Here is a 23472-nt window from a genome sequence, read left to right on the forward strand (position 1 = left end):
TATCGACAGAGCAGTGCCGCGCTAGCGCGGCATCCCTCGACAGACGAATCAACAAGAATCAATGAGCCCTATTTGAAGGGCATCCGGACTGACAGATGCAAAAGACTCTCGACAAGCAGATCGCAATCGTGACGGGCGCATCGCGCGGCATCGGCCGTGCGATAGCGATGGAACTCGCGCGTCAGGGCGCGACGGTCATCGGCACCGCGACGAGCGAAAGCGGCGCGGCTGCGATCACCGAAGCGTTCAAGGCGGCCGGCGTTAACGGCCGCGGCGCCGTTCTCGACGTCAACGACGCGGCCGCGGCCGAAGCGCTGATCGACCGCACGGTCAAGGAATTCGGCGTGCTCAACATACTCGTGAACAACGCTGGCATCACGCAGGATCAACTGGCGATGCGCATGAAGGACGACGACTGGGACGCGGTGGTCGACACCAACCTGAAGTCGGTGTTCCGTCTGTCGCGTGCGGTGCTGCGCCCGATGATGAAGGCGAAGGGCGGTCGCATCATCAACATCACGTCGGTGGTTGGCTCGGCGGGCAACCCGGGGCAGATCAACTACGCGGCCGCGAAGGCCGGCGTCGCGGGCATGACGCGCGCGCTCGCACGCGAGATCGGCAGCCGCGGCATCACAGTCAATTGCGTCGCGCCTGGTTTCATCGATACCGACATGACGAAGGCGCTGCCCGAAGAGCAGCAGACCGTGCTGAAAACGCAGATTCCGCTCGGCCGTCTCGGCAGCCCGGAAGACATCGCGCATGCGGTCGCGTTCCTCGCGTCGCCGCAAGCGGGCTACATCACCGGCACGACGCTGCACGTGAACGGCGGCATGTATATGCAGTGACCAATTTCGGTTACTATCCGCGCCTTGATGCGTTTGCGAAAAGCACGAGGCGCATGCGCTGACAGGAACCCGATGCGCCGCTTTTTTGCCGGGTCAAACCTGATAAAATGCGCGCACCTGTATTTTTGAACTTCTTTTCCCTTGGAGGGGTAATGGACAATATCGAACAGCGCGTCAAGAAGATCGTCGCGGAACAACTGGGCGTTGCGGAAGCGGAAATCAAGAACGAAGCGTCGTTCGTGAACGATCTCGGCGCCGACTCGCTCGACACCGTTGAGCTCGTGATGGCCCTCGAAGACGAATTCGGCATGGAAATTCCCGATGAAGAAGCCGAGAAGATCACCACCGTTCAGCAAGCGATCGACTACGCTCGCGCGAACGTCAAGGCCTAAGGTCATTCGCGCCTGCGTTCCTGCACGGGCCGCGCATGACGACCTGCCGTGCCGCCTGCCGGTGCCAGCAGGGTCTGCGCTATTGGGCGTGTCCATCATTGGCACACCCTGCGCCGCGCCGCTTGCCACGCAGGAGCCAGCGATGTTGACAGCGCAACTTTCCGCGCGATTGCCGACTTAAACAGCCACAGGGCACACAGGGCGATTCCTGTGGCCGCTGTGGCTTTTGCGTTTGTCATCTATGAAAAAAGGGGTTACCGTGAGCCGCCGTCGTGTTGTTGTTACAGGCCTGGGGCTGATTTCGCCTGTTGGCAATAATGTTGCCGATGGCTGGGCCAATCTGGTCGCCGGCAAGTCTGGGATTGCCAGTATCACCAAGTTCGATGCGTCGAACTTCTCGACCCGTTTCGCCGGCGAGGTGAAGGGCTTCAATATCGAGGACTACATCCCCGGTAAGGAGGCGCGCCACATGGATACCTTCATCCATTACGGCGTGGCTGCAGGCATCCAGGCGATGCAGGACAGCGGCCTCGAAGTCACCGACGAGAATTCGGAGCGCATTGGCGTGGTGGTCGGTTCGGGCATCGGCGGTCTACCGATGATCGAAATCACCCAAACCGAATTGCTCAATCGCGGCCCGCGTCGCATTTCGCCGTTCTTCGTGCCGGCTTCGATCATCAACATGATCTCCGGCCACTTGTCGATCAAGTTCGGCATCAAGGGCCCGAATCTGTCGATCGTCACCGCGTGTACGACCGGTCTGCACTGCATCGGCGAGGCATCGCGCCTGATCGAGTACGGCGACGCCGACGTGATGCTCGCCGGTGGCGCGGAATCGACCGTATCGCCGCTCGGTATCGGCGGCTTCGCGGCGGCACGCGCGCTGTCGCAGCGCAATGACGATCCGGCGACCGCGAGCCGTCCGTGGGACAAGGACCGTGACGGCTTCGTGCTCGGCGAAGGCGCGGGCGTGATGGTGCTCGAAGAGTACGAGCACGCGAAGGCGCGCGGGGCGAAGATCTACGCGGAAATCGGCGGCTACGGCATGAGCGGCGACGCGTATCACATGACCGCGCCGCTCGAAGACGGCGACGGCGCACGCCGCTGCATGCTCGCCGCGCTGAAGAACGCGGGCATCAACGGCGATCAGGTGAACTACCTGAACGCGCACGGCACGTCCACGCCGCTCGGCGATCTGGCGGAGACGACCGGCATCAAGCGGGCGTTCGGCGACCACGCGAAGGGCATAGTCGTCAATTCGACCAAGTCGATGACAGGCCACCTGCTGGGCGGCGCCGGCGGTCTGGAGTCTGTGTTCACGGTGCTCGCCGTGCATCACCAGGTCTCACCTCCGACCATCAACATCTTCGACCAGGACCCGGACTGCGATCTCGATTACTGCGCGAACACCGCGCGGGACATGAAGATCGACGTTGCGCTGAAGAACTCGTTCGGGTTCGGCGGCACGAACGGCACGCTGGTGTTCAAGCGCGCCTGATCGCCTGAGCACGGGTGACGCGTCCGTCCACGACGCCGGCTTCGCCGGCGCTTGTCCCCGCACCGGCAACGTCGGGCAGAGCGACGCAGCGAATTGCGCTGCGTCGCTCGGTCGCAATGCGTGCCGCATTAGGGGCGTTCGTGCTGACCGTGACGTTAGCCATCTATACCTGCGTCGCGCCCCGGTTGGGCGCGTGGCAGGCCGCTTCGTTGACGCTCGCGGTGGCAGCGCTGCTCGGACTGTGCGCGGCGAGGCATGACGCGGCGCAGCCCGTCGCGCTGCATATCGCGATGGATGAAATTTCCGCCTGGAACCGCGCGGGCGTGCTGCTCGCGCGAGGCCGCGTAGTCGGTTGCGTGCAGTGGAGCGGCCGCTTGCTGGTGCTTGCGCTCGAACCCAAGGGTGGTCGAAGGCGCGGCCTCATGCGTGCGCCGACCGGCCGCGTGCGCTCCCTGCTGCTCGCCGCCGACGCGCTGCCGCCCACGGTTTTCCGCGAACTTTCCGTGCTAGGCCGGCGCGCGGCCGGCGCTTGACTGTAACGACTGTAACCGCTGTTACCGTAGTAACGTGCCCTCACGAGGGGGACGCTACAATGGTCCCCCGCCATGCGCCCCATAGATTACGGATTTATCAGGTGAGCGAAAAAGAAATAGATCAGGTGCTGGTCGAGCGCGTCCAGAAGGGCGACAAGGCCGCGTTCGAGCTTCTGGTCTCCAAATACCACCGCAAGATTCTCCGGCTGATCTCGCGTCTCGTGCGGGACCCCGCCGAAGTCGAAGACGTCGCGCAGGACGCTTTTATCAAGGCGTACCGCGCGTTGCCGCAGTTTCGCGGCGAGTCGGCGTTTTATACGTGGTTGTACCGGATTGCGGTCAATACCGCGAAGAACTACCTTGCCACCCAAGGTCGGCGCGCGCCGACCTCGACCGAAGCGGATGCTGAAGAAGCTGAAACTTTCTCCGACGCTGACCAACTAAGGGATATCAACACGCCTGAGTCGATGTTGATGAGCAAGCAGATCGCCGAGACGGTCAATGCTGCGATGGCGGTTTTACCGGAAGAATTGCGCACCGCCATTACTCTTCGAGAAATTGAGGGTTTGAGTTACGAGGAAATCGCCGAGATGATGGGTTGCCCGATTGGCACAGTCAGATCACGAATTTTCCGCGCTCGCGAAGCCATTGCGGCAAAATTGCGACCGTTGCTTGACACACCCGAAGGCAAGCGCTGGTAGACATGTCTGAACGTCCACCCGGCCTGGCGGGGCGGCGGTGCAATATCTGGAATAGTGGTGTCACTACGGGGTATTTGGAAGATGGGGAGCATCATGGGGTCTGTCTCGATGCAATCGCAAGCGGGCTCGCACGGCGAGCGTCTATCCGCTTTCGTCGACGGCGAGCTGTTCGGCGAAGCGCATCTGAATCTGGGCAAATTTGTTGCGGAGCTAGACGGCGATGATCGCACCGCCTGGTCTAGCTACCACCTGATCGGCGACGCGCTGCGTTCCGACGATCTCGCGGTCAGCCCCGCAAGGAGCAGCGCATTTCTGAGCGGCTTTGCCGCGCGTCTCGAAAGCGAGCCGCATGTGCTGGCGCCAGCCGCCGCGTCCGCGTCGGTCACGCGCCGCCTGCTCGGGCTCCGCCGCCGGGTCGTGCCCGCTTTTGCCGTCGCCGCCGCCGCCGCTACCTTGACCTGGATCGTCGTGCCGCAATTGCAGGGAGTGCCGGGTGGTCCGGGGGCCCAGCTCGCTTCGCTCCAATCGCACGGCGACGCGGTGCAGCGAGTCGCCATGGCAGCGGTGCCCGCGCCGCAGGACTCCAACATCATTCGCGACGCGAGCCTTGATCAATACCTCGAAGCTCATCAGCAATTCGCGCAACAACCGGTGATGGCAGGCTCGATGCCGGTGCTTCGCGCTGCCTCAGTCTCCACGCAGGGCCAATAGTTTGATGCAGACTCCGCGGTTCAATAAAACGACTATCTGGGGGCGGCTGCCAGCATTTCTGTTCTGCGCAGCCGTATTGTTGTCCGCCACACCGCGGGTCTTCGCACAAGACGGGCCGGCCGTCGCCCGTCACACGGCGGCGGAACTGCTCGACCGCATCCATCAGGCCGCCCAGCAGCAGAACTACGAGGGTGCGTTCGTCTATCAGCGCGGCAATTTCGTGCAGACGTCGCGCATCGCGCATTACTCCACCCATACTGACGGCGAGTTCGAGCAACTCGAAAGCCTCGACGGCAAACCGCGCAAAATGCTGCGGCATAACGACGACATGTACACGTTCGTGCCGGAGCGGCGTATCGTCGTTCTCGAAAAGCGGCAGAACAAGGACTCGTTCCCCGCGCTGCTGTCCGTGAATGGCGAGCAGGTGCTGTCCGTCTACGAGCCGAAGATGCTTGGCGACGACCGCGTCGCGGGCGTCGACAGCCTCGTGATGGAACTCGATCCGAAAGACGCGTATCGCTTCGCGTACAAGCTATGGGCTGACAAAAAGACCGGTCTTCTGCTGCGCGCGCAGACGCTCGACCCGAGCGGCCAGGTGCTCGAGCAGCTGTCGTTTTCGCAGGTCCGCATCGGCGTGCCGGTCGACAAGGCGGGCATCGTCAACGGGATTCGCAATCTCGCGGGCTGGACAGTAGTGCGTCCGCCAGTCGAGCCGGTCGACATGGTCGCGCAGGGTTGGCAGATCACGCCGTCGGTGGCGGGCTTTCACGTGATCCGCCAGCTGCGCCGTCCAATGGCGTCGCGCGAGGCGGGGCAGCCGCCGATTCCCGTCGATCAGGCCGTGTTTTCCGATGGCTTGGCGGCGATTTCGGTGTTCGTCGAGCCGGTCGAGAACAATACGCGCAAGGAGGGAACGGGCGATAGCGGCGCGACACACGTACTGGTCAAGCGTCAGGGCGACTTCTGGATTACCCTGCTCGGGGAAGTGCCTCAAACCACATTGCAGCAGTTCGCGTCTGCCATAGAATACAAAGCTCCGAAGTAACCCTTTCGAATCCTGAAATCCCTCGGCTTGCTAAGATATGACGACTTTCTCGGTGCGCAAATTCCTCGCGGCCGTAGTGCTGGCGGCGTGTTTGCCACTTGTGCCGCACATGGCATCGGCGGCTCCCGCTGCCAATCTGCCCGACTTCACTGACCTCGTCGACAAGGTCGGCCCGGCGGTCGTCAACATTCGTACGACAACGCGCGTGTCGAACGGCACGTCCCGCGGTGGCCTGCCGCCGGGTATGGACGACGGTGACATGTCGGAGTTCTTCCGTCGCTTTTTCGGGATTCCGTTGCCGCAGTCGCCGAAATCACCGCACGGGGGCGATAACGGTGGTGGAGGCGGCGGTAGCGGCGGCAGCCCGGATGCGCCGGACAACGCCGATTCCGAACAGAACAGCGGGGTTGGCTCGGGCTTCATCCTGTCGACGGACGGTTACGTGATGACCAATGCGCACGTCGTCGACGACGCGGACACGATCTACGTGACGTTGACCGACAAGCGCGAATTCAAGGCGAAGCTGATCGGCGTCGATGACCGCACCGACGTCGCGGTCGTGAAGATCAACGCGTCGAACCTGCCGACTATCACGATCGGCGATTCGAACAAGGTGCGCGTGGGCGAATGGGTCGTCGCGATCGGTTCACCGTTCGGTCTCGAAAACACGGTGACGGCCGGTATCGTCAGCGCGAAGGGGCGCGACACCGGCGATTACCTGCCGTTCATCCAGACCGACGTGGCCGTCAATCCGGGTAACTCGGGCGGTCCGCTCATCAACATGCAGGGCGAGGTGATCGGCATCAACTCGCAGATCTATAGCCGCACCGGCGGTTTCATGGGCATTTCGTTTGCGATTCCGATCGACGAAGCGATGCGCGTGGCCGATCAGCTGAAGAGTTCGGGCAAAGTGGTGCGCGGCCGCATCGCGGTGGCGATCGGTGAAGTGACGAAGGACGTCGCCGATTCGCTCGGGCTGCCGAAGGCGCAGGGCGCGCTCGTCAGTAGCGTCGAGCCGGGTGGCCCGGCCGAGAAGGCCGGCGTGCAGCCGGGCGACATCATTCTGAAGTTCAACGGCCATTCGGTCGACACCGCGACGGACCTGCCGCGCATGGTCGGCGATACGAAGCCGGGCACGAAGACGTCGATCACGATCTGGCGCAAGGGTCAAACGCGCGACCTGTCGATCACGATCGCAGAAATGCAGCCGGACAAGGTCGCGAAGGCGGATCAGAAGAAGCCGCCGGCGCCGAAGCAGCGCGCGACGAACGCGCTTGGCATCGCCGTCAGCGACATCCCCGCCGACCAGCAGAAAGCGCTGAAGATTCAGAACGGCGTGCAGGTCGACGCGGTCGATGGTCCGGCCGCGCGTGTCGGCCTGCAAAAGGGTGACATCATCTTGCGGGTCGGCGACACGGACGTGACGAGCGCGAAGCAGTTCGACGATCTGACCTCGCACCTCGATTCGCAGAAGATGGTCGCGTTGCTGGTTCGTCGTGGCGACAACACGCAGTTTGTGCCGGTCCGCCCGCGCAGCGCGCAGAAATGACGAAGACGGCATCGCTGTCGCTCTATGGGCGCACGTGGTGCCATCTGTGCGAGGACATGTGCGCCGCGCTCGAGCCGTTGCTGGCGGAGTTCGGCGCGCAGTTGAAGGTGATCGACGTCGACAGCGATCCGCTGCTCGAGGCGCGTTACGACGAGCGGGTGCCGGTGCTGGTTTGCGATGGCGTCGAACTGTGCCACTATCATCTCGACGAAGCGCGCGTGCGGGCGGCATTGGTCGCGCATGCGTCGCGTGTCGCGGCGGCATCCTGATACGCGTGCACGGCATTGTGATTCGCGCGATCCGTGGGCGTTTTGCCCCGGCTCACCGCGATGCCCGCGGTAAATTTCCCGCATCTTCTACGCCGTCTTGCGGCCCGCGCTCTGCAAGATGCGCCGGCCGATGGGCTTTTCGGCTAAAATAGATAGGTTTTGTGCGACACGCACGCTCGTGTCCGTCCGCTCCACGCTACGGAGCATCGACTGCAGTACCTTGATGAGGGTTATAGGGGAAACCCACCATGCCCTCCGTAGGCGGTCACCTTGTGGGCCGCAATTTAAGTAGTAGATGTGTCCTCTTTTGGGCACACCTTCGTAATGAAATCGGAAGCCGGAGCGGGTAGCCGGGGACCTTATTGTATTGACCTGATTACCGTCAGGTCCCGCCCAGTCAGCGGCTTCATCTCCGCCGACTGGGCGGGATGATGTTTGCAATTCCCAGACCTTAGGGTTTGGGTTTCGTTAGAAGACACGAGCGAAAGCTCGGTGTGTCATTGTTCGGCCTCATCGGCAGCATTGATGAGTGAGTGAACCTGCTGTACGACCAGCAGTAGCCTAGGAAGACATGCGTCACTGGCTAACGGTGAGGTGTGAAGCTCTTCTGACAATGTAGCCCCCGGAAGTTCGGGCGGGCGGCCGTCGTGAGACGGTCGTTCGGCGATCCCAAGCAGCATGGGCTCAAGGAGCTAGGCTGGCTGAAACGGTCAATGTAAGTGAACTGCTGATAAACCTCGTTACTATTGAGGAGCCAAACGCTGCTGGGCTCTAACCAAAAGGTACGTGGCTGGATAACTCGCTGGAACTTCGAGTTACGTCGTCTTCGAGCCACCGGGGAAAAGGCGGGACCTACCCCAGTCGTGTGACACACCGGGAACGTGGTAAGCCCGTATGGTTGCCTGCAACTTATCGCAGGCAGGCGGACCGTAAGGAAGGCTGTTGACCATGCGGGTATGGGAGGACGGAAAAAGCGAATGGTGTCCTGTAATGGGATGCATAGGGGTTGCAACATCACCCCACGCGAAAGCGGGCAGACTTCCGTCTGGTCTACCGTCGCAGGACGGTCGGCTATCCTCTAGCGAACATAGTGATTGCTGGCGGCTTCTTAGTCGTCAGTGTTGTTCTTCTTACCCCTCGCGGGAGCAAATCGCTCCCGCAAGGGACGTGTTGCTCTTCGCGCGGGATTCACTTAATCAAGCGGGAGAGCAGCATGAGAGTATCTGTCCGAAAGGATGGATCTGCGCTTTCACACGCTCCGGACAATTGGCACGCCGTAGATTGGCGACGGGTTGAACGGAACGTGAGAGGGATGCAGATTCGAATTGCGAAGGCGACGCGGGAGGGTGACTGGCGCAGGGTGAAAACTCTGCAACGGATGCTGACCCGCACGTTGTCCGCAAAGCTGTATGCGGTACGACGTGTTACGCAGAACCAAGGTGCGCGAACGGCTGGAGTCGATCGCGAACTGTGGGATTCGCCTGAGAGCCGATGGGATGCTGTCGGCAGGTTGAAGCGGCTAGGATATAAGCCTCTGCCCTTACGGAGAGTCTTTATCCCCAAGGCTAATGGGAAGGAACGCCCTCTGGGCATTCCGACCATGCGGGACAGGGCGATGCAAGCCTTGTATCTGCTGGCCTTGGAGCCAGTGGCAGAGTCAACGAGCGACCCGAACTCCTATGGGTTCAGGCGCAATCGCTCGACAGCCGACGCCATGTCCCAGTTGTTCCAGTGCTTGCGGCGGCCGGATTCGGCGTCATGGGTGTTGGAAGCCGACATCAAAGGATGCTTCGACCACATCAGTCACGACTGGCTGGGTACCCATGTCCCAATGGACACCGGAATCCTTCGGAAATGGCTGAAATCCGGTCTGTTGTATCAGGGCCGGTACCAGGCGACGGAAGCCGGGACACCACAGGGGGGCATTATTTCCCCGACGTTGGCAAATATGGTGCTGAACGGGCTTGAACAGGACCTTATGGAGCACCTCGGTGCGAAATTTGGGATTGGTAGAGCCAAGAAGTTGAAAGTGCATGTGGTGCGATACGCGGATGATTTTGTTATCACCGGTACCTCGCAAGAGGTACTGGCGGGCGAAATCAGGCCTTGGGTGGAAGCATTTCTCGCACAACGAGGATTGCGGCTATCGGAGGAAAAGACTCGGATTGTTCACATCGACGACGGCTTCGATTTCTTGGGGTGGTCTTTCCGAAAGTACTCGGGAAAGCTGCTCATCAAGCCAAGCAAGAAAAACGTGAAAACGTTTTATCGCAAGGTGGCGGAAACGATCAGCAAGAACAAGACGGTGAAGCAGGCGGATTTGATTCGCATGTTGAACCCGATGCTGCGGGGCTGGGCGCAATATCACCACCCCGCGGTTGCCAAGCAGGCCTACAGCCGCATGGATCACTTAGTGTTTCAGCGGCTCTGGCGGTGGGCGAAACGGCGACACGCAAACAAGAAATCTGACTGGATTAGGAAAAAGTATTTTCATCAAGTTGGAGATCGTGAATGGGTGCTTTCCACCCCCACGGTACGTAAAGATGGTAGTTTGGGGCTGCTGGAGCTATACCACGTAAGTGGCACAGCGATCAGGCGGCACAAGAAGGTGAGGGGGGACTTTCATCCTTTTGATCCCGATTGGGAGCAATATGGCGAACAACTGAGGCAGCATTGGATGGAGCAATCCAGAAGTTACCTGAGGCAGTGGTTCAAGCTGTACACGTCGCAAGGCGGCAATTGTGCGCACTGCGACCAGGCACTAGAGTTCGACTCGGGTTGGCATGACCATCATCTGATTTATAAGGTGCATGGTGGTACTGACGCTCTGTCGAATCGCGTGCTGCTTCACCCAAATTGCCACCGGCAGGTGCATGCTGGAGGTTTGAACGTAGCTAAGCCGGTTCCGTCAAAGCCATGACGGGGCTTATAAAGGGCAACCTTTAATGGTATGGCTCGAGCCGGATGCGGGGATAACTCGCAAGTCCGGTTCCACGGGGGCCCCTATCCTGAAAGGATAGGGGCTACCCTACTCACCTACTTACAAGGCGTGCTCCGCTATTGTCCGGGCGCGCCTTTTCGCTTGATCGGCACTGAATGGATCATATTCGTAACTTCTCGATCATTGCGCACATCGACCATGGCAAGTCGACGCTCGCCGATCGCATCATCCAGATTTGTGGCGGTCTGTCCGACCGCGAGATGGAAGCACAGGTGCTCGACTCGATGGATCTCGAGCGCGAGCGCGGCATTACCATCAAGGCGCAAACCGCCGCGTTGTCGTATCGCGCGCGTGACGGGCAGGTCTACAACCTGAACATGATCGATACACCGGGGCACGTCGACTTCTCGTACGAGGTCAGCCGCTCGCTGTCCGCGTGCGAAGGCGCGCTGCTCGTCGTCGACGCGAGCCAGGGCGTGGAGGCGCAAACCGTCGCCAACTGTTACACGGCCATCGAACTCGGCGTCGAAGTGGTTCCGGTGTTGAACAAGATCGATCTGCCGGCGGCGAACCCCGAAAACGCGATCGCCGAGATCGAGGACGTGATCGGCATCGACGCGACCGACGCGACGCATTGCAGCGCGAAGACGGGTCTCGGCGTCGAAGACGTGCTCGAAGCGTTGATCGCAAAAGTGCCGCCGCCGAAGGGCGGTTTGGAAGCGCCGCTGCAGGCGCTGATCATCGACTCGTGGTTCGACAACTACGTCGGCGTCGTGATGCTCGTACGCATCGTCAATGGCACGCTGCGTCCGAAGGACAAGATCCGGCTGATGGCAACCGGCGCGCAGTTTCCAGTTGAACATATCGGCGTGTTCACGCCGAAGTCGAAGAATCTCGAATCGCTGTCGGCGGGGCAGGTGGGCTTCATCATCGCCGGTATCAAGGAACTCGCGGCGGCGAAGGTCGGCGACACGGTAACGCTCGTGAACCAGCCGGCGGCCGAGCCGCTGCCGGGCTTCAAGGAAGTGAAGCCGCAGGTGTTCGCGGGTCTCTATCCGGTCGAAGCGAACCAGTACGATGCGCTGCGCGACTCGCTCGAAAAGCTGAAGCTGAACGACGCGTCGCTGCAGTACGAGCCGGAAGTGTCGCAGGCGCTCGGTTTCGGTTTCCGATGCGGCTTCCTCGGTCTGTTGCACATGGAAATCGTGCAGGAACGTCTGGAACGCGAGTTCGACATGGACCTGATCACGACGGCGCCGACCGTGGTCTACGAAGTCCTGCAGCGCGATGGCACGACCCTGATGGTCGAGAACCCCGCCAAGATGCCAGAGCCATCCAAGATCGAGGAAGTGCGCGAGCCGATCGTCACCGTGAACCTGTACATGCCGCAAGAGTACGTCGGCGCGGTGATCACGTTGTGTACGCAGAAGCGCGGCAACCAGATCAACATGCAGTATCACGGCCGTCAGGTCCAACTCACGTACGAAATTCCGATGGGTGAAGTCGTGCTCGACTTCTTTGATCGTCTGAAGTCGATTTCGCGCGGTTATGCGTCGATGGATTACGAGTTCAAGGAATACCGCGCCTCCGACGTCGTGAAGGTCGACATGCTGATCAACGGCGACAAGGTCGATGCGCTGTCGGTTATCGTGCATCGCTCGCAAAGCCAGTACCGCGGCCGCGAAGTGGCAGCGAAAATGCGCGAGTTGATTCCCCGTCAGATGTACGACGTAGCGATTCAGGCCACGATCGGTTCGAACATTATTGCGCGCGAAAACATCAAAGCGTTGCGTAAGAACGTGCTGGCAAAATGCTACGGCGGCGATATTACGCGTAAGAAGAAGCTGCTCGAAAAGCAGAAGGCAGGCAAGAAGCGGATGAAGCAGGTGGGCTCGGTTGAAATCCCGCAAGAGGCTTTCCTCGCTATCCTGCGTGTCGAAGACAAATAAGTTGAATAACGGAACGCTATGAATTTTGCGCTGATTCTTTTTGTGCTCGTCGTTTTGACGGGTGTCGCATGGGTCGCGGACAAGCTGGTTTTTCTGCCGAAACGGCGCCGCGAGGCGGAAGCCGCGGTCGCCGAATTCGATCGTCAGCAGGCGCGCATCGGCGAGCGTTTCGCAGATGAAAATGCCGCGCAAACGCGCGCGCGTCTGCGCGACGACAAGTTGCGCCAGCCGTGGTGGCTCGAATATACGGCGAGTTTTTTTCCGGTGATTCTGGTGGTGTTCGTCGTGCGCTCGTTCGTGGTCGAGCCGTTCAAGATCCCATCGGGCTCCATGGTGCCGACGCTGCTGGTCGGCGACTTCATCCTCGTCAATAAATTCGAATACGGTCTTCGTTTGCCGATCATCAACACGAAGGTCACGCAGGGCCGCCCGGTCCAGCGTGGCGATGTTGTGGTGTTCCGTTATCCGAAGGACGAATCGGTTGACTACATCAAACGCGTGATTGGACTGCCGGGCGACGTGATCGAGTATCAGGACAAGAAGCTGACGATCAACGGCAAGCCGGTGCCCGAAACGCCGCTGCCCGATTATCTCGACGAAGAGCGACTCGGTTATGCGAAGCAGTTCCAGGAAGATATCGACGGCCGCAAGAATGCGATTCTGAATAATCCGGCGGTGCCGCCGTTCATTGTCGGTGCGGAAGACTATCCGTATCGCGACAACTGCCAGTACAACGCGCGTGGCGTGATCTGCAAAGTGCCGCCGGACAGTTTCTTCATGATGGGCGATAACCGTGACAACAGCGCGGATAGCCGGTACTGGGGTTTTGCGCCTGAACACAATATCGTTGGCCGCGCATTTTTCATCTGGATGAACTTCAGCGATCTGCGGCGCATCGGCTCTTTCCAGTGAGTCGCGTGCATTGTCGCTTGTTGATCGCTTCTCACACGCCGCGCGAATAATCGGCATCCGGTTATCCCGGTCGCGGCGTGTTGTCATGCTACTTTAAGAAGTCGCGGTAACGTCGCTTCACTACGCTTTTTCCGCTGGCGCCCCGCGTTTCCGCCGGGTCAGGCGCCCGCGTTATACTCTGCCCATGCCCCTATCTCCGTTGGAAAGCCGTTTGCGCTACGAATTTCGCAATGCGGAATTGCTGCGCCAGGCTTTAACCCACCGCAGTCATAGCTCCACGCATAACGAACGGCTCGAATTTCTCGGCGACTCCGTTCTGAATTGCGCGGTGGCTGCGCTTTTGTTCCAACGTTTCGGCAAACTCGACGAAGGCGACCTGTCGCGCGTGCGCGCCAATCTGGTGAAACAGCAGTCGCTCTATGAGATCGCTCAGGCACTCAATATTTCGGAGGGCCTGCGGCTCGGCGAGGGCGAGTTGCGCAGCGGCGGCTTCCGCCGGCCGTCGATCCTCGCCGATACCCTCGAGGCAGTGCTCGGGGCGATCTTTCTTGACGGCGGCTTCGAGGCTGCCCAGACGGTCATCAAGCGCCTTTACGTGCCGATCCTCGACCATATCGACCCGCGCACGCTCGGCAAGGACGCAAAGACGCTGCTGCAGGAGTATCTGCAGGGCCACAAGATTGCGTTGCCTACCTATACGGTCGTCGCCACCCATGGTGCAGCGCACAATCAGCAGTTCGAAGTCGAATGCACGGTGCCGAAGCTGGACGTCAAGGTGTCCGGCTCGGGTGCGAGCCGTCGCGCGGCGGAGCAGGCGGCCGCAAAGAAGGCGCTCGACGAAGTGATGGCCGCGGCGCCAGCCGTGGTCGCGAAGTCGAAGCGCTCGAAGGGCGCGCGCGCAGCAAAAAACGCCGAGCAGGAAATCGTGCCGGGCGTGACCGGCGTGCAGGCCGCACTGGATCTGCGCACACCAGATCGCAAGAGCGCGCGCGGTGAAGGGCGCGTCGCTGCCGCGGTGGAAGCCCATGCCGACAAGCCTGTCGCGGAAAAGTCAGCGGTTGAAAGACCTGCAGCCGAGCGTGCCGCGCCGGGTGCGGCCGGTGCGCCGCTGGCCGTGATCCGTGCCGCGCATGTGGAGTACAGCGCACAGGACAAGCCGGAGCACGCCGACAAGTCCGAGAGGGCCGACAAGGTTTCGATCCACACAGGCGAGAAACCTGCCGACAAGCCGGCCGAAAAGTCCGTCGCGGACAAAACACCCGACCTCAAAGCCGACGCACCGTCGCACGCTCGCAGCGCAGATCGTCAGCGCAGCCGCGAAACCACAACGGGCACTGCCGCATCGAGCGTTACCGCCGCGCCCGTACCGGTTGTGTCGGCGGCCCCAGCACCTGCCGAACACGAACCCGGCATTGCCGACGCGGTGCAAACGCGCGTCGCCGATGCGGGCCATTGATTGCCATCGGCGTGCGCGTCGCGCGCACCGAACTGAACCTGCCGTAGTCCGAATATGAACGCTCCCACTTCCACTGGTTTTCGCTGCGGCATGGTCGCGATCGTCGGCCGTCCGAACGTCGGCAAGTCCACGCTGATGAACGCGCTGGTCGGCCAGAAAGTCAGTATCACGTCGCGCAAGGCACAGACCACGCGCCATCGCATCACCGGCATCCACACGCTCGAAGACGCGCAGTACATCTTCGTCGATACGCCGGGTTTCCAGACCAAACATAGCGGCGCGCTGAACCGGTCGCTGAATCGCGCTGTCACGTCGACGCTGAGCTCGGTCGACGCCATCCTGTTCGTCATCGAAGCGGGCCGCTTTGGCCCCGACGACCAGAGGGTGCTCGATCTGATCCCGGCGAAGGCGCCGACGCTGCTGATCGCGAACAAGCTCGATCGCGTGTCGGACAAGGACTCGCTGTTCCCGTTCATGCAGCAGATGAGCACGCTACGCGAGTTCAACGAGATCGTGCCGCTGTCGGCAAAAAATCCTGACGATATCAAGCGTCTGATGGCGACCGTCAAGCCGTTCCTGCCCGAAGGCGAGCCGATCTACGGAGAGGACGACCTGACCGATCGCAGCGAGCGCTTCCTTGCCGCCGAAATCCTGCGCGAGAAAGTTTTCCGCTGGACCGGCGACGAACTGCCATACACGAGCACTGTTCTGATCGACAAGTTCGAGACCGAAGGGCGGCTGCGCCGTATCTTCGCGACGATCCTCGTCGATCGCGACACGCACAAGGCGATGATCATCGGCCAGAAAGGCGCGAAGCTGAAGCAGATCAGCACCGAGGCGCGTCTCGACATGGCAAAGCTGTTCGACGGGCCGGTGTACCTCGAAACCTTCGTCAAGGTGAAGAGCGGCTGGGCCGACAACGAAGCCGGGCTTCGTGCGTATGGGTACGAATGACGCGTGGATGACGCTGAATTCGGACTCGGCTCCGGACGACCCGGAGCACGAGCCGTCGCGGCCCGCGCGTAGCGCGAGGGAATCGTCGACTGAATCAAAAAGCGCAACAAGCCCAACAAGCGCGAAAAGCCCAAAAAGCGTGAAAAGCGCACCCGCCGACGACGGCGAGCCGCGCAAAACGCCGGCGCGTCGCGCGCCGCGCACGTCCGCATCCGAATACCGGATCACCGAACAGCCCGCGTTCGTGCTGCATAGCTACCCGTATCGCGAGACCAGCCTGATCATCGACGTGCTGTCGCGCGATCACGGCCGTCTCGCGCTTGTCGCGAAGGGCGCAAAGCGCCCGCACTCCGCGTTGCGCGGCGTGCTGCAAACCTTCCAGCCGCTGTCGCTCGCGTGGTCGGGCAAGTCCGAAATGCGCACGCTGACCGGCGCCGAATGGGTCGGCGGCATGCTGCCGCTGACCGGCGACGCGCTGTTGTGTGGTTTCTACGTCAATGAACTGCTGGTGCGCTTTTGCGCGCGCGAAGACCCGCATCCTCAGTTGTTCCATCACTACGTCGTCACGCTGACGCGACTCGCGCACGATGAGCCGCCAGTGCAGGTGCTGCGCTCGTTCGAACGCGTGCTGCTACGCGAGACCGGTTACGCGATGGCCCTCGACCGCACGGTCGCGCGCAAAGCGGTGCTCGCCGACGGCCGCTACGTATTCGATCCCGAGCGCGGCGTGCGCGAGGCATCGGACGAATGGCCCGCGCAGTGGCCGGTGGTGTCGGGACAAACCTTGCTCGATATGGAAAAGGACGATTACCATCGAGCGCAGACCGTCGCGCAAAGCAAAACGCTGATGCGCTTCCTGCTCAACACCTATCTCGGCGGCGCGCCGCTTGCCACCCGCCAGATCCTGATCGACCTGCAGAACTTATGAGCTTCTTCCTGACTTCGCCGACTGTGATCGACCTTGGCGTGAACATCGACCACGTCGCCACGCTGCGCAACGCGCGCGGCACGTCCTATCCCGATCCGATCCGCGCCGCGCTGATGGCCGAAGAAGCCGGCGCCGATGCGATCACGCTGCATCTGCGAGAAGACCGGCGGCACATCGTCGATGCGGACGTTCACAAGCTGCGTCCGCTGCTGAAAACCCGCATGAATCTCGAATGCGCGGTCACGCCGGAAATGCTCGACATCGCGTGCCAGGTGCAACCGCACGACGTGTGCCTGGTGCCGGAAAAGCGCGAGGAACTGACGACAGAAGGCGGCCTCGATGTCGCCGGGCAGTTCGAGGCGGTGCGCGCCGCGTGCAAGCAACTCGCGGACGCGAACTCGCGCGTCTCGCTGTTCATCGACCCCGAGGAAACGCAGATTCGCGCCGCGCACGAAGCCGGGGCGCCGGTGATCGAACTGCACACCGGCCGTTATGCGGAAGCGCACGATCCCGTCGAACAGCAGCGCGAATACGAGCGCATCGTGCGCGCGGTCGAATTCGGCGCGACGCTCGGCCTCAAAGTGAACGCCGGCCACGGCCTGCACTACACGAACGTGCAGCAGATCGCGGCGATCGATGGCATCGTCGAACTCAACATCGGCCATGCGATCGTCGCGCACGCGATCTTCGCGGGCTGGGACAACGCGGTGCGCGAGATGAAGGCGATCATGGTCGCCGCGCGTCTCGGCGCGCGCGCGTAACGCAACCTGGCGACGGACGCACGCATGGCCATCTACGGCATCGGCACCGACATCGTTCAGGTGAGCCGCGTAGCAGCGGTGATGACTCGCACCAATGGCCGATTCGCGGAGAAAGTGCTCGGTCCCGACGAATTACGCGTGTACCACGCGCGCCACGCCCGTTCGGCGGCGCGCGGTCTCGCGTTTCTCGCGACGCGCTTCTCGGCGAAAGAGGCGTTCTCGAAGGCAATCGGCCTCGGCATGCACTGGCCGATGACCTGGCGCACGTTGCAGACGCTGAACCGGCCAAGCGGCGAGCCGATGGTGGTCGCCTCCGGCGAGCTGGCCCACTGGCTCGACGCGCGCGGCATCACAGCGCGCGTGACGATCAGTGACGAGCGTGATTACGCGGTGTCGTTCGTGATCGCCGAGACGCAGCGGCCGGGCGGGACGCAAGCCCCGGCTGAAGCGCCGGCGTCACGGGCTTGCGCTGCGCACTCCGCCACCGAATAAAAACGTGAACGCGGCCGCTGCCGGTCGCGTTAGTCTTGCCTCAGTCTCCTTTCCAGCGGAATTCGATGAAAACCACACCCGGACCGGTGATGCTCGACGTAGTCGGCAAAACGCTGAACCGCGATGACAAAAGGCGTCTCGCTCACCCGATGACCGGCGGCGTGATCCTGTTCGCGCGCCACTACGAGAGCCGCGCGCAACTGATCGCGCTGACCGCTGCAATCCGCGCGATTCGCCCGGATCTGCTGATCGCCGTCGATCACGAAGGCGGCCGCGTGCAGCGCTTTCGCACCGACGGTTTCACGGTGCTGCCATCGATGGGCAAGCTCGGCGCGCTGTGGGACCAAGATGTGCTGCACGCGACCAAGGTGACGACCGCGGTCGGCTACATCCTCGCCGCGGAGCTGCGCGCGTGCGGTATCGACATGAGTTTCACGCCGGTGCTCGACCTCGATTACGGGTACTCGCAGGTCATCGGCGATCGCGCGTTTCACCGCGATCCGCGCGTGGTCGCGCTGCTCGCGAAGAGTTTGAACCACGGCCTTGCACTCGCGGGCATGAGCAACTGCGGCAAGCATTTCCCGGGGCATGGCTTCGCGCAGGCGGACTCGCACGTCGCGATGCCGGTCGACGAACGCCCGCTCGACGAGATCCTCGGCAACGACGTCGCGCCGTACGACTGGCTCGGTCTGTCGCTTGGCGCAGTGCTCCCCGCGCACGTCGTCTATCCGCGGGTCGATGCAAAACCGGCCGGCTTCTCGCGCATCTGGCTGCAGGACATCCTGCGCGGCAAGCTTGGTTTCGAAGGCGCGATTTTCAGCGACGATCTGTCGATGGAAGCCGCGCGCCAGGGCGGCACGCTGGCCGAAGGCGCGGCGGCAGCCCTCGAGGCCGGCTGCGACATGGTGCTGATCTGCAACCAGCCGCACGAAGCGGAGAAGGTGCTCGACGCGCTGCGCGTCACGCCGTCGAAGGAATCGCGGCGGCGTCTGAAGCGCATGCGGCCGCGCGGCAAGGCGCTCACCTGGGGTAAGCTGATGGCCGAGCCACGCTACGCCGAAGCGCAGAGGCTGTTGCGCAGCGCATTTGCATAAACGGAAATGACGCCTTGAAGCCATTCAAGGCGCCATTTTTTATCAGCTTCGAACGGTGCGAGCCTCCGTTGAGCTTTGCCAGGCATTCGCGGCACGCGCGACCCGAGCGCTCAGTTCAAGCGCATGCGCTGCAACTTGTTGTATAGCGTCTTCGGGCTGATTCCTAGCAACGATGCCGCGCGATGCCGGGTGCCGCCGACCGCGTCGAGCGTCGCGCGAATCAGCATTTCTTCGACGTCCGCGAGCGGCGTGCCGACCGTCACCTGCACGCGGCTGCCGTTCAGATCGCGGCCGTTCGCCGTGCCTGCCTCGTCGGCGCGCAACGACTCGACCACGTCGCCCGATGCCTGATACGCGCGCCGCACGCGTTCCTGCAGCTCTCGCAGGTTGCCCGGCCAGTCGTAAGCGAGGCATTCGCGCAGGAAGTTCGGCCCCGCCTGCTTCGCGACCTCGGACGTGCCGCGCGCGGTCTGTTCCATATTCAGTGCGTCGACGACTGCCTGCGCGATCAGCACCGGATCTTCGCCGCGCTCGCGCAGTGGCGGCAACATGACGGCGGCGGCTTCGAGGCGCAGCGCGAGGTCCTGATGCAGAGAGCCGTCCGCGACCGCCGCGCGCGGCGGCTTGCGCGTCGACGCGATCAGCCGGAAGTCGGTCACGATCTGATTGCTACCACCCACGCGCATGAAGGTCTGCGAATCGAGCGCGCGCAACAGCGCTTCCTGCTGCGTGCGCGGCAACTCGGTGATTTCGTCGATGAACAGCGTGCCGCCGCTCGCCTGTTCGAACAGGCCCGGCTCGCGCTGCTCGGCGCCACCGAACGCGCCACGTTCATGGCCGAACAGCATGCTGTCGAGCGAGCGATCGAGGCCGCCGGCGGCCGCGCCGCGGCAATCGAACGTGACGAACGGGCCTTTGCGGCGGCGGCTCATGTCGTGCAGCGTGCGCGCGGCGATCCGCTTGCCCGTCCCGGCCTCGCCGGAGATCAGCACTGCGGCTTCGGTCGGCGCGAGACGCTCGATCGTGTCGTACACGTGCTGAATGGCGCTGCTGCGGCCAAGCATCGAGCCGAAGCGCCCAAGCTGACGCAGCGACGCGCGCAGCGCCTGCACTTCCTCGGTCAGCTCATAAGGCCGCGGAATGCGCGCGAGCAGGCTGCGTAAACGCGGGATGTTGACCGGCTTCAGCAGATAATCCCAGATGCCGTGCCGCAATCCCTCGATCGCACTCTCGACCGTCGCATTGCCAGTCATCACGATCACAGGAACTGCGCCGCCCGGCGGATGCGCGGGCAGATGCTGCAACAGATCGAGGCCGCTGCCGTCCGGCAGATTCAGGTCGACGAGCACGACGTCTGGAATGAAGCGCGTCAATGCGGCGCGGGCCTCGGCGAGCGTGGTCGCGGTGTCGACGGAAAAGCCGTCGGCGGCGAGGATTGCCGACAGACCGGACAGGCTGTTGGGATCGTCTTCAACAATCAGGGCGTGTGGCATGGCGAGCGCAACTTTATGAATGGGTTAAATGCCCGGCGCGCCGCCAACGCTGATGGCGCACCGCGGGCTCTGGTGGGCTCGATGACAGGTCTATCCAAACGGTCCTGGGGCGGCGAAGAAACGACAGCCGCCGGCACCGCGCCTTGAGTCGCCCGGTGCCGGCGCCTGTAGCTCCTTCACTGGTCCTGTCAGAAATCCCGGTTGCTATCGAAAAACCGGCGCACTTCGAGTTCCGCCTGTTCACGGGTTTTGCCATAGCGTTCCTGAATCAGACCAGCGAGCTTGTCGGCCCGGCCTTCAGCCTTGGTCAACTCGTCGTCCGTCAGTTCGCCCCATGCGGCCTTCGCCTTGCCGATCATCTGTCGCCATTTGCCCTCTGCGATGTCGTTGTTCATGGTGCCTCCCTCCAGGTTGGAAAATCAGCGCTACTCGCGTAACTCTCCACCTAGCAGTGATCGTGCCAAAAGACTTTGATGAAATGGATCAAGGGCTTGCCGTGCGCGCGACGCAAAAACAGGATGTCGCGATGGCAATTTTGAGAAAGTTGCCGGTAAAGTTTTCCTAAACCATACACGGCGCGACAGAAAAGAAAAAGCGCCCAAAAATTGAGCGCTTTTTGTGCAGGCCGGCGGGCGCCGGCCAACGGGGAGGCAGACGGGCGGTTAGGCGCGGCTGCGGTACTCGTGCGTACGCGTGTCAATTTCAATCTTGTCGCCGATGTTGCAGAACAGCGGTACTTGCAGTTCGAAGCCGGTATTCAGCTTGGCGTTCTTCAGCACCTTGCCCGACGACGTATCGCCCTTAACAGCCGGTTCCGTGTAGATGATTTCGCGAACCAGCGTGGTCGGCAGTTCGACCGAGATCGCCTTGTCGTTGTAAAACACGACTTCGCAAGCCATGCCGTCTTCGAGGTAGTGCATCGCGTCGCCCATCATTTCGGCTTCGACTTCGTACTGGTTGTAGTCCGCGTCCATGAACACGTACATCGGGTCGGCGAAGTACGAGTACGTCACTTCCTTGCGCTCGAGCACGACAACGTCGAACTTGTCGTCCGCCTTGTACACGGTTTCCATGCCTGCACCGGTCAGCAGGTTCTTGAACTTCATCTTGACGACGGCGGAGTTACGGCCCGATTTGTTGTATTCGGCCTTTTGCACGACCATTGCGTCTGCGCCGATCATCACGACGTTGCCGGTGCGGAGTTCCTGTGCGGTCTTCATAAAACTGTCCTGTACGAGATAAATAGCTTAACTGTTGCTCGACGGCATACGGCGCAAGCAGCTTCGGCGTTTCGCCCACCGCCTGCCGCGCGCCGCGTGAAGCGGCCGCAGTCCGGATGCGTGAAACGGGACCGGCTCGCGGCGAAGACCCGTGGCGTGATGCCCCGGCGTTTCCACCTGTCCGTTACCTGATTTTTACCCTGCTCGGGCGTGTACACGAGTGGCGCCGATCTGCAACACCACTACATACGTCCCTTTTTTGACATTCGCGTGCCCGGCCAGAAGATTGGGAAGCGTGCTGTATTTTTCGAGGGGACCGGTCAGACGGGCTGACCACGCGGTTGTTGCTCGAATCGGGCCGCGCTTGCGTCGTCGGCCGTTGGATAACCGCTTATTTTAACTGAGTTTTTGCGAACGAGGTCAGATTTCCGGCGAGATCGCCAACTTGCGCGAGTTCGACCGCCCAGGCCGCGGCGCGCCGCTTCAGCGTCGCATAGTGGCACACAAATTCCGCCCAGTTCGGCTGACCCGCGCCGTTCCAGGCGTGCCAGAAACGTTCGAGCGCGGCGCGCGCGTTTGCGGGCAGCGTGCGAGAGTAGTGCGCGAGCGCGGCGTCGAGCTTTGGCAGATGGGCGTCATCGGCCTGCGGATAGATGTGCCAGACGAACGGCTTCACGGCCCACTGAGCGCGTACGAACGAGTCCTCGCCGCGCACGAAATTGACGTCGCTCGCCCAGAGCAGTGCGTCGTAGCCCGGCTGTTCGGTGAACGCGAGCGCGTGCGCGCTGAGGTTGCCGCGCGTCGCATGGGTGCCCGCTGCAAACGACGCTAAACCGAAAAAGCGCGCGATTGCGCCGGAAATGCGACCTTCGGGCACCAGCAGTACGATCGGGCTTGCGCTGTCGCGCCATTGGTCGAGCAGGCTGTCGATGGCCGGGTTTTCGTAAGCGAACAGCGACACGACGGTCGCGTCGGTGGGCGGCGGCGCGTGGCCGGTGGCGTTGCGCCACCAGTCGGTGCGGGCGGCTGGCGAGCTTTCGAACGCGGCTCGTGCCGCGTCAAGATCGCGCTCCTTCAGGACGCCACCGGTGCCGGGGCCGAGTCCGGGGAAAAAGAAGGTCTTGCTGAGCGCGTGGCGCGGGTGCGGCGACGGCCGCAAGTGAAAATCGGCGATCCAGTCCTCGGCGCTCAGATATTCGAGGTTGATCCACAGCGGCGCGCGCGCGCATTCAGCCATCGCCGCGATATAGACGGGCGGCAGCTCGCAGGCGAACGCCTCGATCACGACGTCGGCGACTTCGAGCGTATCGCCCGCATCGGACGGCTCGTGCCAATGCTCGATGACGATGCCGTCGAGCGTCTGCCGCGAACGCTCCAGCGCGAGCGACGGGCACAGCCGCTTGAACGCATGCAGATCGTCGACGAACACGCGCACCTGCCAGCCGTGCTCGCGCGCGAGTTGGCGCGCGAGGCGCCAGCACACGCCGATGTCGCCGTAGTTGTCGATCACCGCGCAGAAGATATCGCAGGCGATCGGGTTGGCAGGGGCGGCGGGTGATCCGGGGTCGGGCGCGACGGAGGACATGGCGGCTCGGCTGGCTCGGTGACTCCGGCGACGCGGAGCGGCTTCGAACCAACGCGGAATGTTCTAAACTGGCGATTCTAAAGCCTCGCTCGCGATCGCGCGCGCCGTTTGCCCCACACGCGGCAGCATGGCGCGACGCGCGAC

General features: G+C 62.3%; 22 protein-coding genes. 18 read left to right on the forward strand and 4 right to left on the reverse strand.

The features are described 5' to 3' along the window. Positions 1 to 95: 95 nt before the first annotated feature. From fabG to nagZ, 18 genes are all read left to right on the forward strand, one after another. Positions 96 to 845 (forward strand): 3-oxoacyl-ACP reductase FabG, encoded by a 750-nt coding sequence (gene fabG / locus F6X42_RS14030; protein WP_187634803.1) that lies wholly within the window; start codon positions 96 to 98, stop codon positions 843 to 845. A gap of 152 nt (positions 846 to 997) precedes the next feature. Further along, positions 998 to 1237 (forward strand): acyl carrier protein, encoded by a 240-nt coding sequence (acpP, locus tag F6X42_RS14035; protein ID WP_004197638.1) that lies wholly within the window; start codon positions 998 to 1000, stop codon positions 1235 to 1237. 259 nt (positions 1238 to 1496) lie between these two features. After that, the gene (gene fabF, locus F6X42_RS14040; RefSeq protein WP_187634804.1) at positions 1497 to 2735 is read left to right on the forward strand and encodes a beta-ketoacyl-ACP synthase II; all 1239 of its coding nucleotides are present in this window, start codon (positions 1497 to 1499) and stop codon (positions 2733 to 2735) included. A 14-nt stretch (positions 2736 to 2749) separates the two neighbouring features. Further along, entirely contained in the window at positions 2750 to 3268 is a 519-nt protein-coding gene (locus F6X42_RS14045) for a hypothetical protein (protein WP_312892675.1), read from the forward strand. Positions 3269 to 3369: 101 nt separating this feature from the next. Next, complete coding sequence (gene rpoE / locus F6X42_RS14050) at positions 3370 to 3969, forward strand: RNA polymerase sigma factor RpoE (protein ID WP_006051939.1); 600 nt, start codon at positions 3370 to 3372, stop codon at positions 3967 to 3969. A gap of 93 nt (positions 3970 to 4062) precedes the next feature. Then, entirely contained in the window at positions 4063 to 4680 is a 618-nt protein-coding gene (locus F6X42_RS14055; protein WP_187634805.1) for a sigma-E factor negative regulatory protein, read from the forward strand. A gap of 4 nt (positions 4681 to 4684) precedes the next feature. After that, complete coding sequence (locus tag F6X42_RS14060) at positions 4685 to 5725, forward strand: MucB/RseB family sigma factor regulatory protein (protein ID WP_187634806.1); 1041 nt, start codon at positions 4685 to 4687, stop codon at positions 5723 to 5725. A gap of 37 nt (positions 5726 to 5762) precedes the next feature. Next, on the forward strand, positions 5763 to 7274 hold the full coding sequence (locus F6X42_RS14065; RefSeq protein ID WP_187634807.1) for a DegQ family serine endoprotease: 1512 nt from the start codon (positions 5763 to 5765) through the stop codon (positions 7272 to 7274). Further along, entirely contained in the window at positions 7271 to 7543 is a 273-nt protein-coding gene (locus F6X42_RS14070) for a glutaredoxin family protein (RefSeq protein WP_187634808.1), read from the forward strand. The genes F6X42_RS14065 and F6X42_RS14070 overlap by 4 nt, the downstream gene beginning before the upstream one ends. A 1213-nt stretch (positions 7544 to 8756) precedes the next feature. Then, the gene (ltrA, locus tag F6X42_RS14075) at positions 8757 to 10463 is read left to right on the forward strand and encodes a group II intron reverse transcriptase/maturase (RefSeq protein WP_187634809.1); all 1707 of its coding nucleotides are present in this window, start codon (positions 8757 to 8759) and stop codon (positions 10461 to 10463) included. Positions 10464 to 10639: 176 nt separating this feature from the next. Continuing rightward, positions 10640 to 12433: a translation elongation factor 4 gene (gene lepA / locus F6X42_RS14080; protein WP_187634810.1), complete on the forward strand. Its 1794-nt coding sequence runs from the start codon at positions 10640 to 10642 to the stop codon at positions 12431 to 12433. An 18-nt stretch (positions 12434 to 12451) separates the two neighbouring features. Beyond that, complete coding sequence (gene lepB, locus F6X42_RS14085) at positions 12452 to 13345, forward strand: signal peptidase I (RefSeq protein WP_187634811.1); 894 nt, start codon at positions 12452 to 12454, stop codon at positions 13343 to 13345. Between the two features lie 184 nt (positions 13346 to 13529). Continuing rightward, entirely contained in the window at positions 13530 to 14801 is a 1272-nt protein-coding gene (gene rnc, locus F6X42_RS14090) for a ribonuclease III (RefSeq protein ID WP_187634812.1), read from the forward strand. A 54-nt stretch (positions 14802 to 14855) separates the two neighbouring features. Further along, positions 14856 to 15755 (forward strand): GTPase Era, encoded by a 900-nt coding sequence (gene era / locus F6X42_RS14095; RefSeq protein ID WP_187634813.1) that lies wholly within the window; start codon positions 14856 to 14858, stop codon positions 15753 to 15755. After that, positions 15742 to 16683 (forward strand): DNA repair protein RecO, encoded by a 942-nt coding sequence (gene recO, locus F6X42_RS14100; protein WP_187634814.1) that lies wholly within the window; start codon positions 15742 to 15744, stop codon positions 16681 to 16683. Before era ends, recO begins: the two co-directional genes overlap by 14 nt. Then, the gene (pdxJ, locus tag F6X42_RS14105) at positions 16680 to 17444 is read left to right on the forward strand and encodes a pyridoxine 5'-phosphate synthase (RefSeq protein WP_187634815.1); all 765 of its coding nucleotides are present in this window, start codon (positions 16680 to 16682) and stop codon (positions 17442 to 17444) included. The genes recO and pdxJ overlap by 4 nt, the downstream gene beginning before the upstream one ends. A 24-nt stretch (positions 17445 to 17468) precedes the next feature. After that, positions 17469 to 17936 carry a holo-ACP synthase gene (acpS, locus tag F6X42_RS14110; protein ID WP_187634816.1) on the forward strand — a complete coding sequence of 156 codons (468 nt, stop codon included), beginning with the start codon at positions 17469 to 17471 and terminating at the stop codon, positions 17934 to 17936. A 65-nt stretch (positions 17937 to 18001) separates the two neighbouring features. After that, the gene (nagZ, locus tag F6X42_RS14115; RefSeq protein ID WP_187634817.1) at positions 18002 to 19030 is read left to right on the forward strand and encodes a beta-N-acetylhexosaminidase; all 1029 of its coding nucleotides are present in this window, start codon (positions 18002 to 18004) and stop codon (positions 19028 to 19030) included. Between the two features lie 110 nt (positions 19031 to 19140). Here nagZ and F6X42_RS14120 read toward each other — a convergent pair whose 3' ends face one another. From F6X42_RS14120 to earP, 4 genes are all read right to left on the reverse strand, one after another. Continuing rightward, the gene (locus F6X42_RS14120) at positions 19141 to 20523 is read right to left on the reverse strand and encodes a sigma-54-dependent transcriptional regulator (RefSeq protein ID WP_187634818.1); all 1383 of its coding nucleotides are present in this window, start codon (positions 20521 to 20523) and stop codon (positions 19141 to 19143) included. Between the two features lie 188 nt (positions 20524 to 20711). Then, positions 20712 to 20918, reverse strand: a complete 207-nt coding sequence (locus F6X42_RS14125) for a CsbD family protein (protein ID WP_187634819.1) — start codon at positions 20916 to 20918, stop codon at positions 20712 to 20714. A 267-nt stretch (positions 20919 to 21185) separates the two neighbouring features. Beyond that, a complete protein-coding gene (efp, locus tag F6X42_RS14130; RefSeq protein WP_187634820.1) occupies positions 21186 to 21743 on the reverse strand; it encodes an elongation factor P in 558 nt (185 codons plus the stop codon). A gap of 391 nt (positions 21744 to 22134) precedes the next feature. Next, the gene (gene earP, locus F6X42_RS14135) at positions 22135 to 23328 is read right to left on the reverse strand and encodes an elongation factor P maturation arginine rhamnosyltransferase EarP (RefSeq protein WP_187634821.1); all 1194 of its coding nucleotides are present in this window, start codon (positions 23326 to 23328) and stop codon (positions 22135 to 22137) included. Positions 23329 to 23472 lie beyond the last annotated feature (144 nt).

It is taken from the genome of Paraburkholderia podalyriae (assembly GCF_014397785.1).
GTDB classification, from domain to species: domain Bacteria; phylum Pseudomonadota; class Gammaproteobacteria; order Burkholderiales; family Burkholderiaceae; genus Paraburkholderia; species Paraburkholderia podalyriae.

Coding starts and splice junctions, on each gene's coding strand:
- fabG (WP_187634803.1), top strand. CDS start 96: ATGCAAAAGACTCTCGACAAGCAGATCGCAATCGTGACGGGCGCATCG.
- acpP (WP_004197638.1), top strand. CDS start 998: ATGGACAATATCGAACAGCGCGTCAAGAAGATCGTCGCGGAACAACTG.
- F6X42_RS14055 (WP_187634805.1), top strand. CDS start 4,063: ATGGGGTCTGTCTCGATGCAATCGCAAGCGGGCTCGCACGGCGAGCGT.
- F6X42_RS14060 (WP_187634806.1), top strand. CDS start 4,685: ATGCAGACTCCGCGGTTCAATAAAACGACTATCTGGGGGCGGCTGCCA.
- F6X42_RS14065 (WP_187634807.1), top strand. CDS start 5,763: ATGACGACTTTCTCGGTGCGCAAATTCCTCGCGGCCGTAGTGCTGGCG.
- F6X42_RS14070 (WP_187634808.1), top strand. CDS start 7,271: ATGACGAAGACGGCATCGCTGTCGCTCTATGGGCGCACGTGGTGCCAT.
- ltrA (WP_187634809.1), top strand. CDS start 8,757: ATGAGAGTATCTGTCCGAAAGGATGGATCTGCGCTTTCACACGCTCCG.
- lepA (WP_187634810.1), top strand. CDS start 10,640: ATGGATCATATTCGTAACTTCTCGATCATTGCGCACATCGACCATGGC.
- lepB (WP_187634811.1), top strand. CDS start 12,452: ATGAATTTTGCGCTGATTCTTTTTGTGCTCGTCGTTTTGACGGGTGTC.
- rnc (WP_187634812.1), top strand. CDS start 13,530: ATGCCCCTATCTCCGTTGGAAAGCCGTTTGCGCTACGAATTTCGCAAT.
- era (WP_187634813.1), top strand. CDS start 14,856: ATGAACGCTCCCACTTCCACTGGTTTTCGCTGCGGCATGGTCGCGATC.
- recO (WP_187634814.1), top strand. CDS start 15,742: ATGGGTACGAATGACGCGTGGATGACGCTGAATTCGGACTCGGCTCCG.
- pdxJ (WP_187634815.1), top strand. CDS start 16,680: ATGAGCTTCTTCCTGACTTCGCCGACTGTGATCGACCTTGGCGTGAAC.
- acpS (WP_187634816.1), top strand. CDS start 17,469: ATGGCCATCTACGGCATCGGCACCGACATCGTTCAGGTGAGCCGCGTA.
- nagZ (WP_187634817.1), top strand. CDS start 18,002: ATGAAAACCACACCCGGACCGGTGATGCTCGACGTAGTCGGCAAAACG.
- F6X42_RS14120 (WP_187634818.1), bottom strand. CDS start 20,523: ATGCCACACGCCCTGATTGTTGAAGACGATCCCAACAGCCTGTCCGGT.
- F6X42_RS14125 (WP_187634819.1), bottom strand. CDS start 20,918: ATGAACAACGACATCGCAGAGGGCAAATGGCGACAGATGATCGGCAAG.
- efp (WP_187634820.1), bottom strand. CDS start 21,743: ATGAAGACCGCACAGGAACTCCGCACCGGCAACGTCGTGATGATCGGC.
- earP (WP_187634821.1), bottom strand. CDS start 23,328: ATGTCCTCCGTCGCGCCCGACCCCGGATCACCCGCCGCCCCTGCCAAC.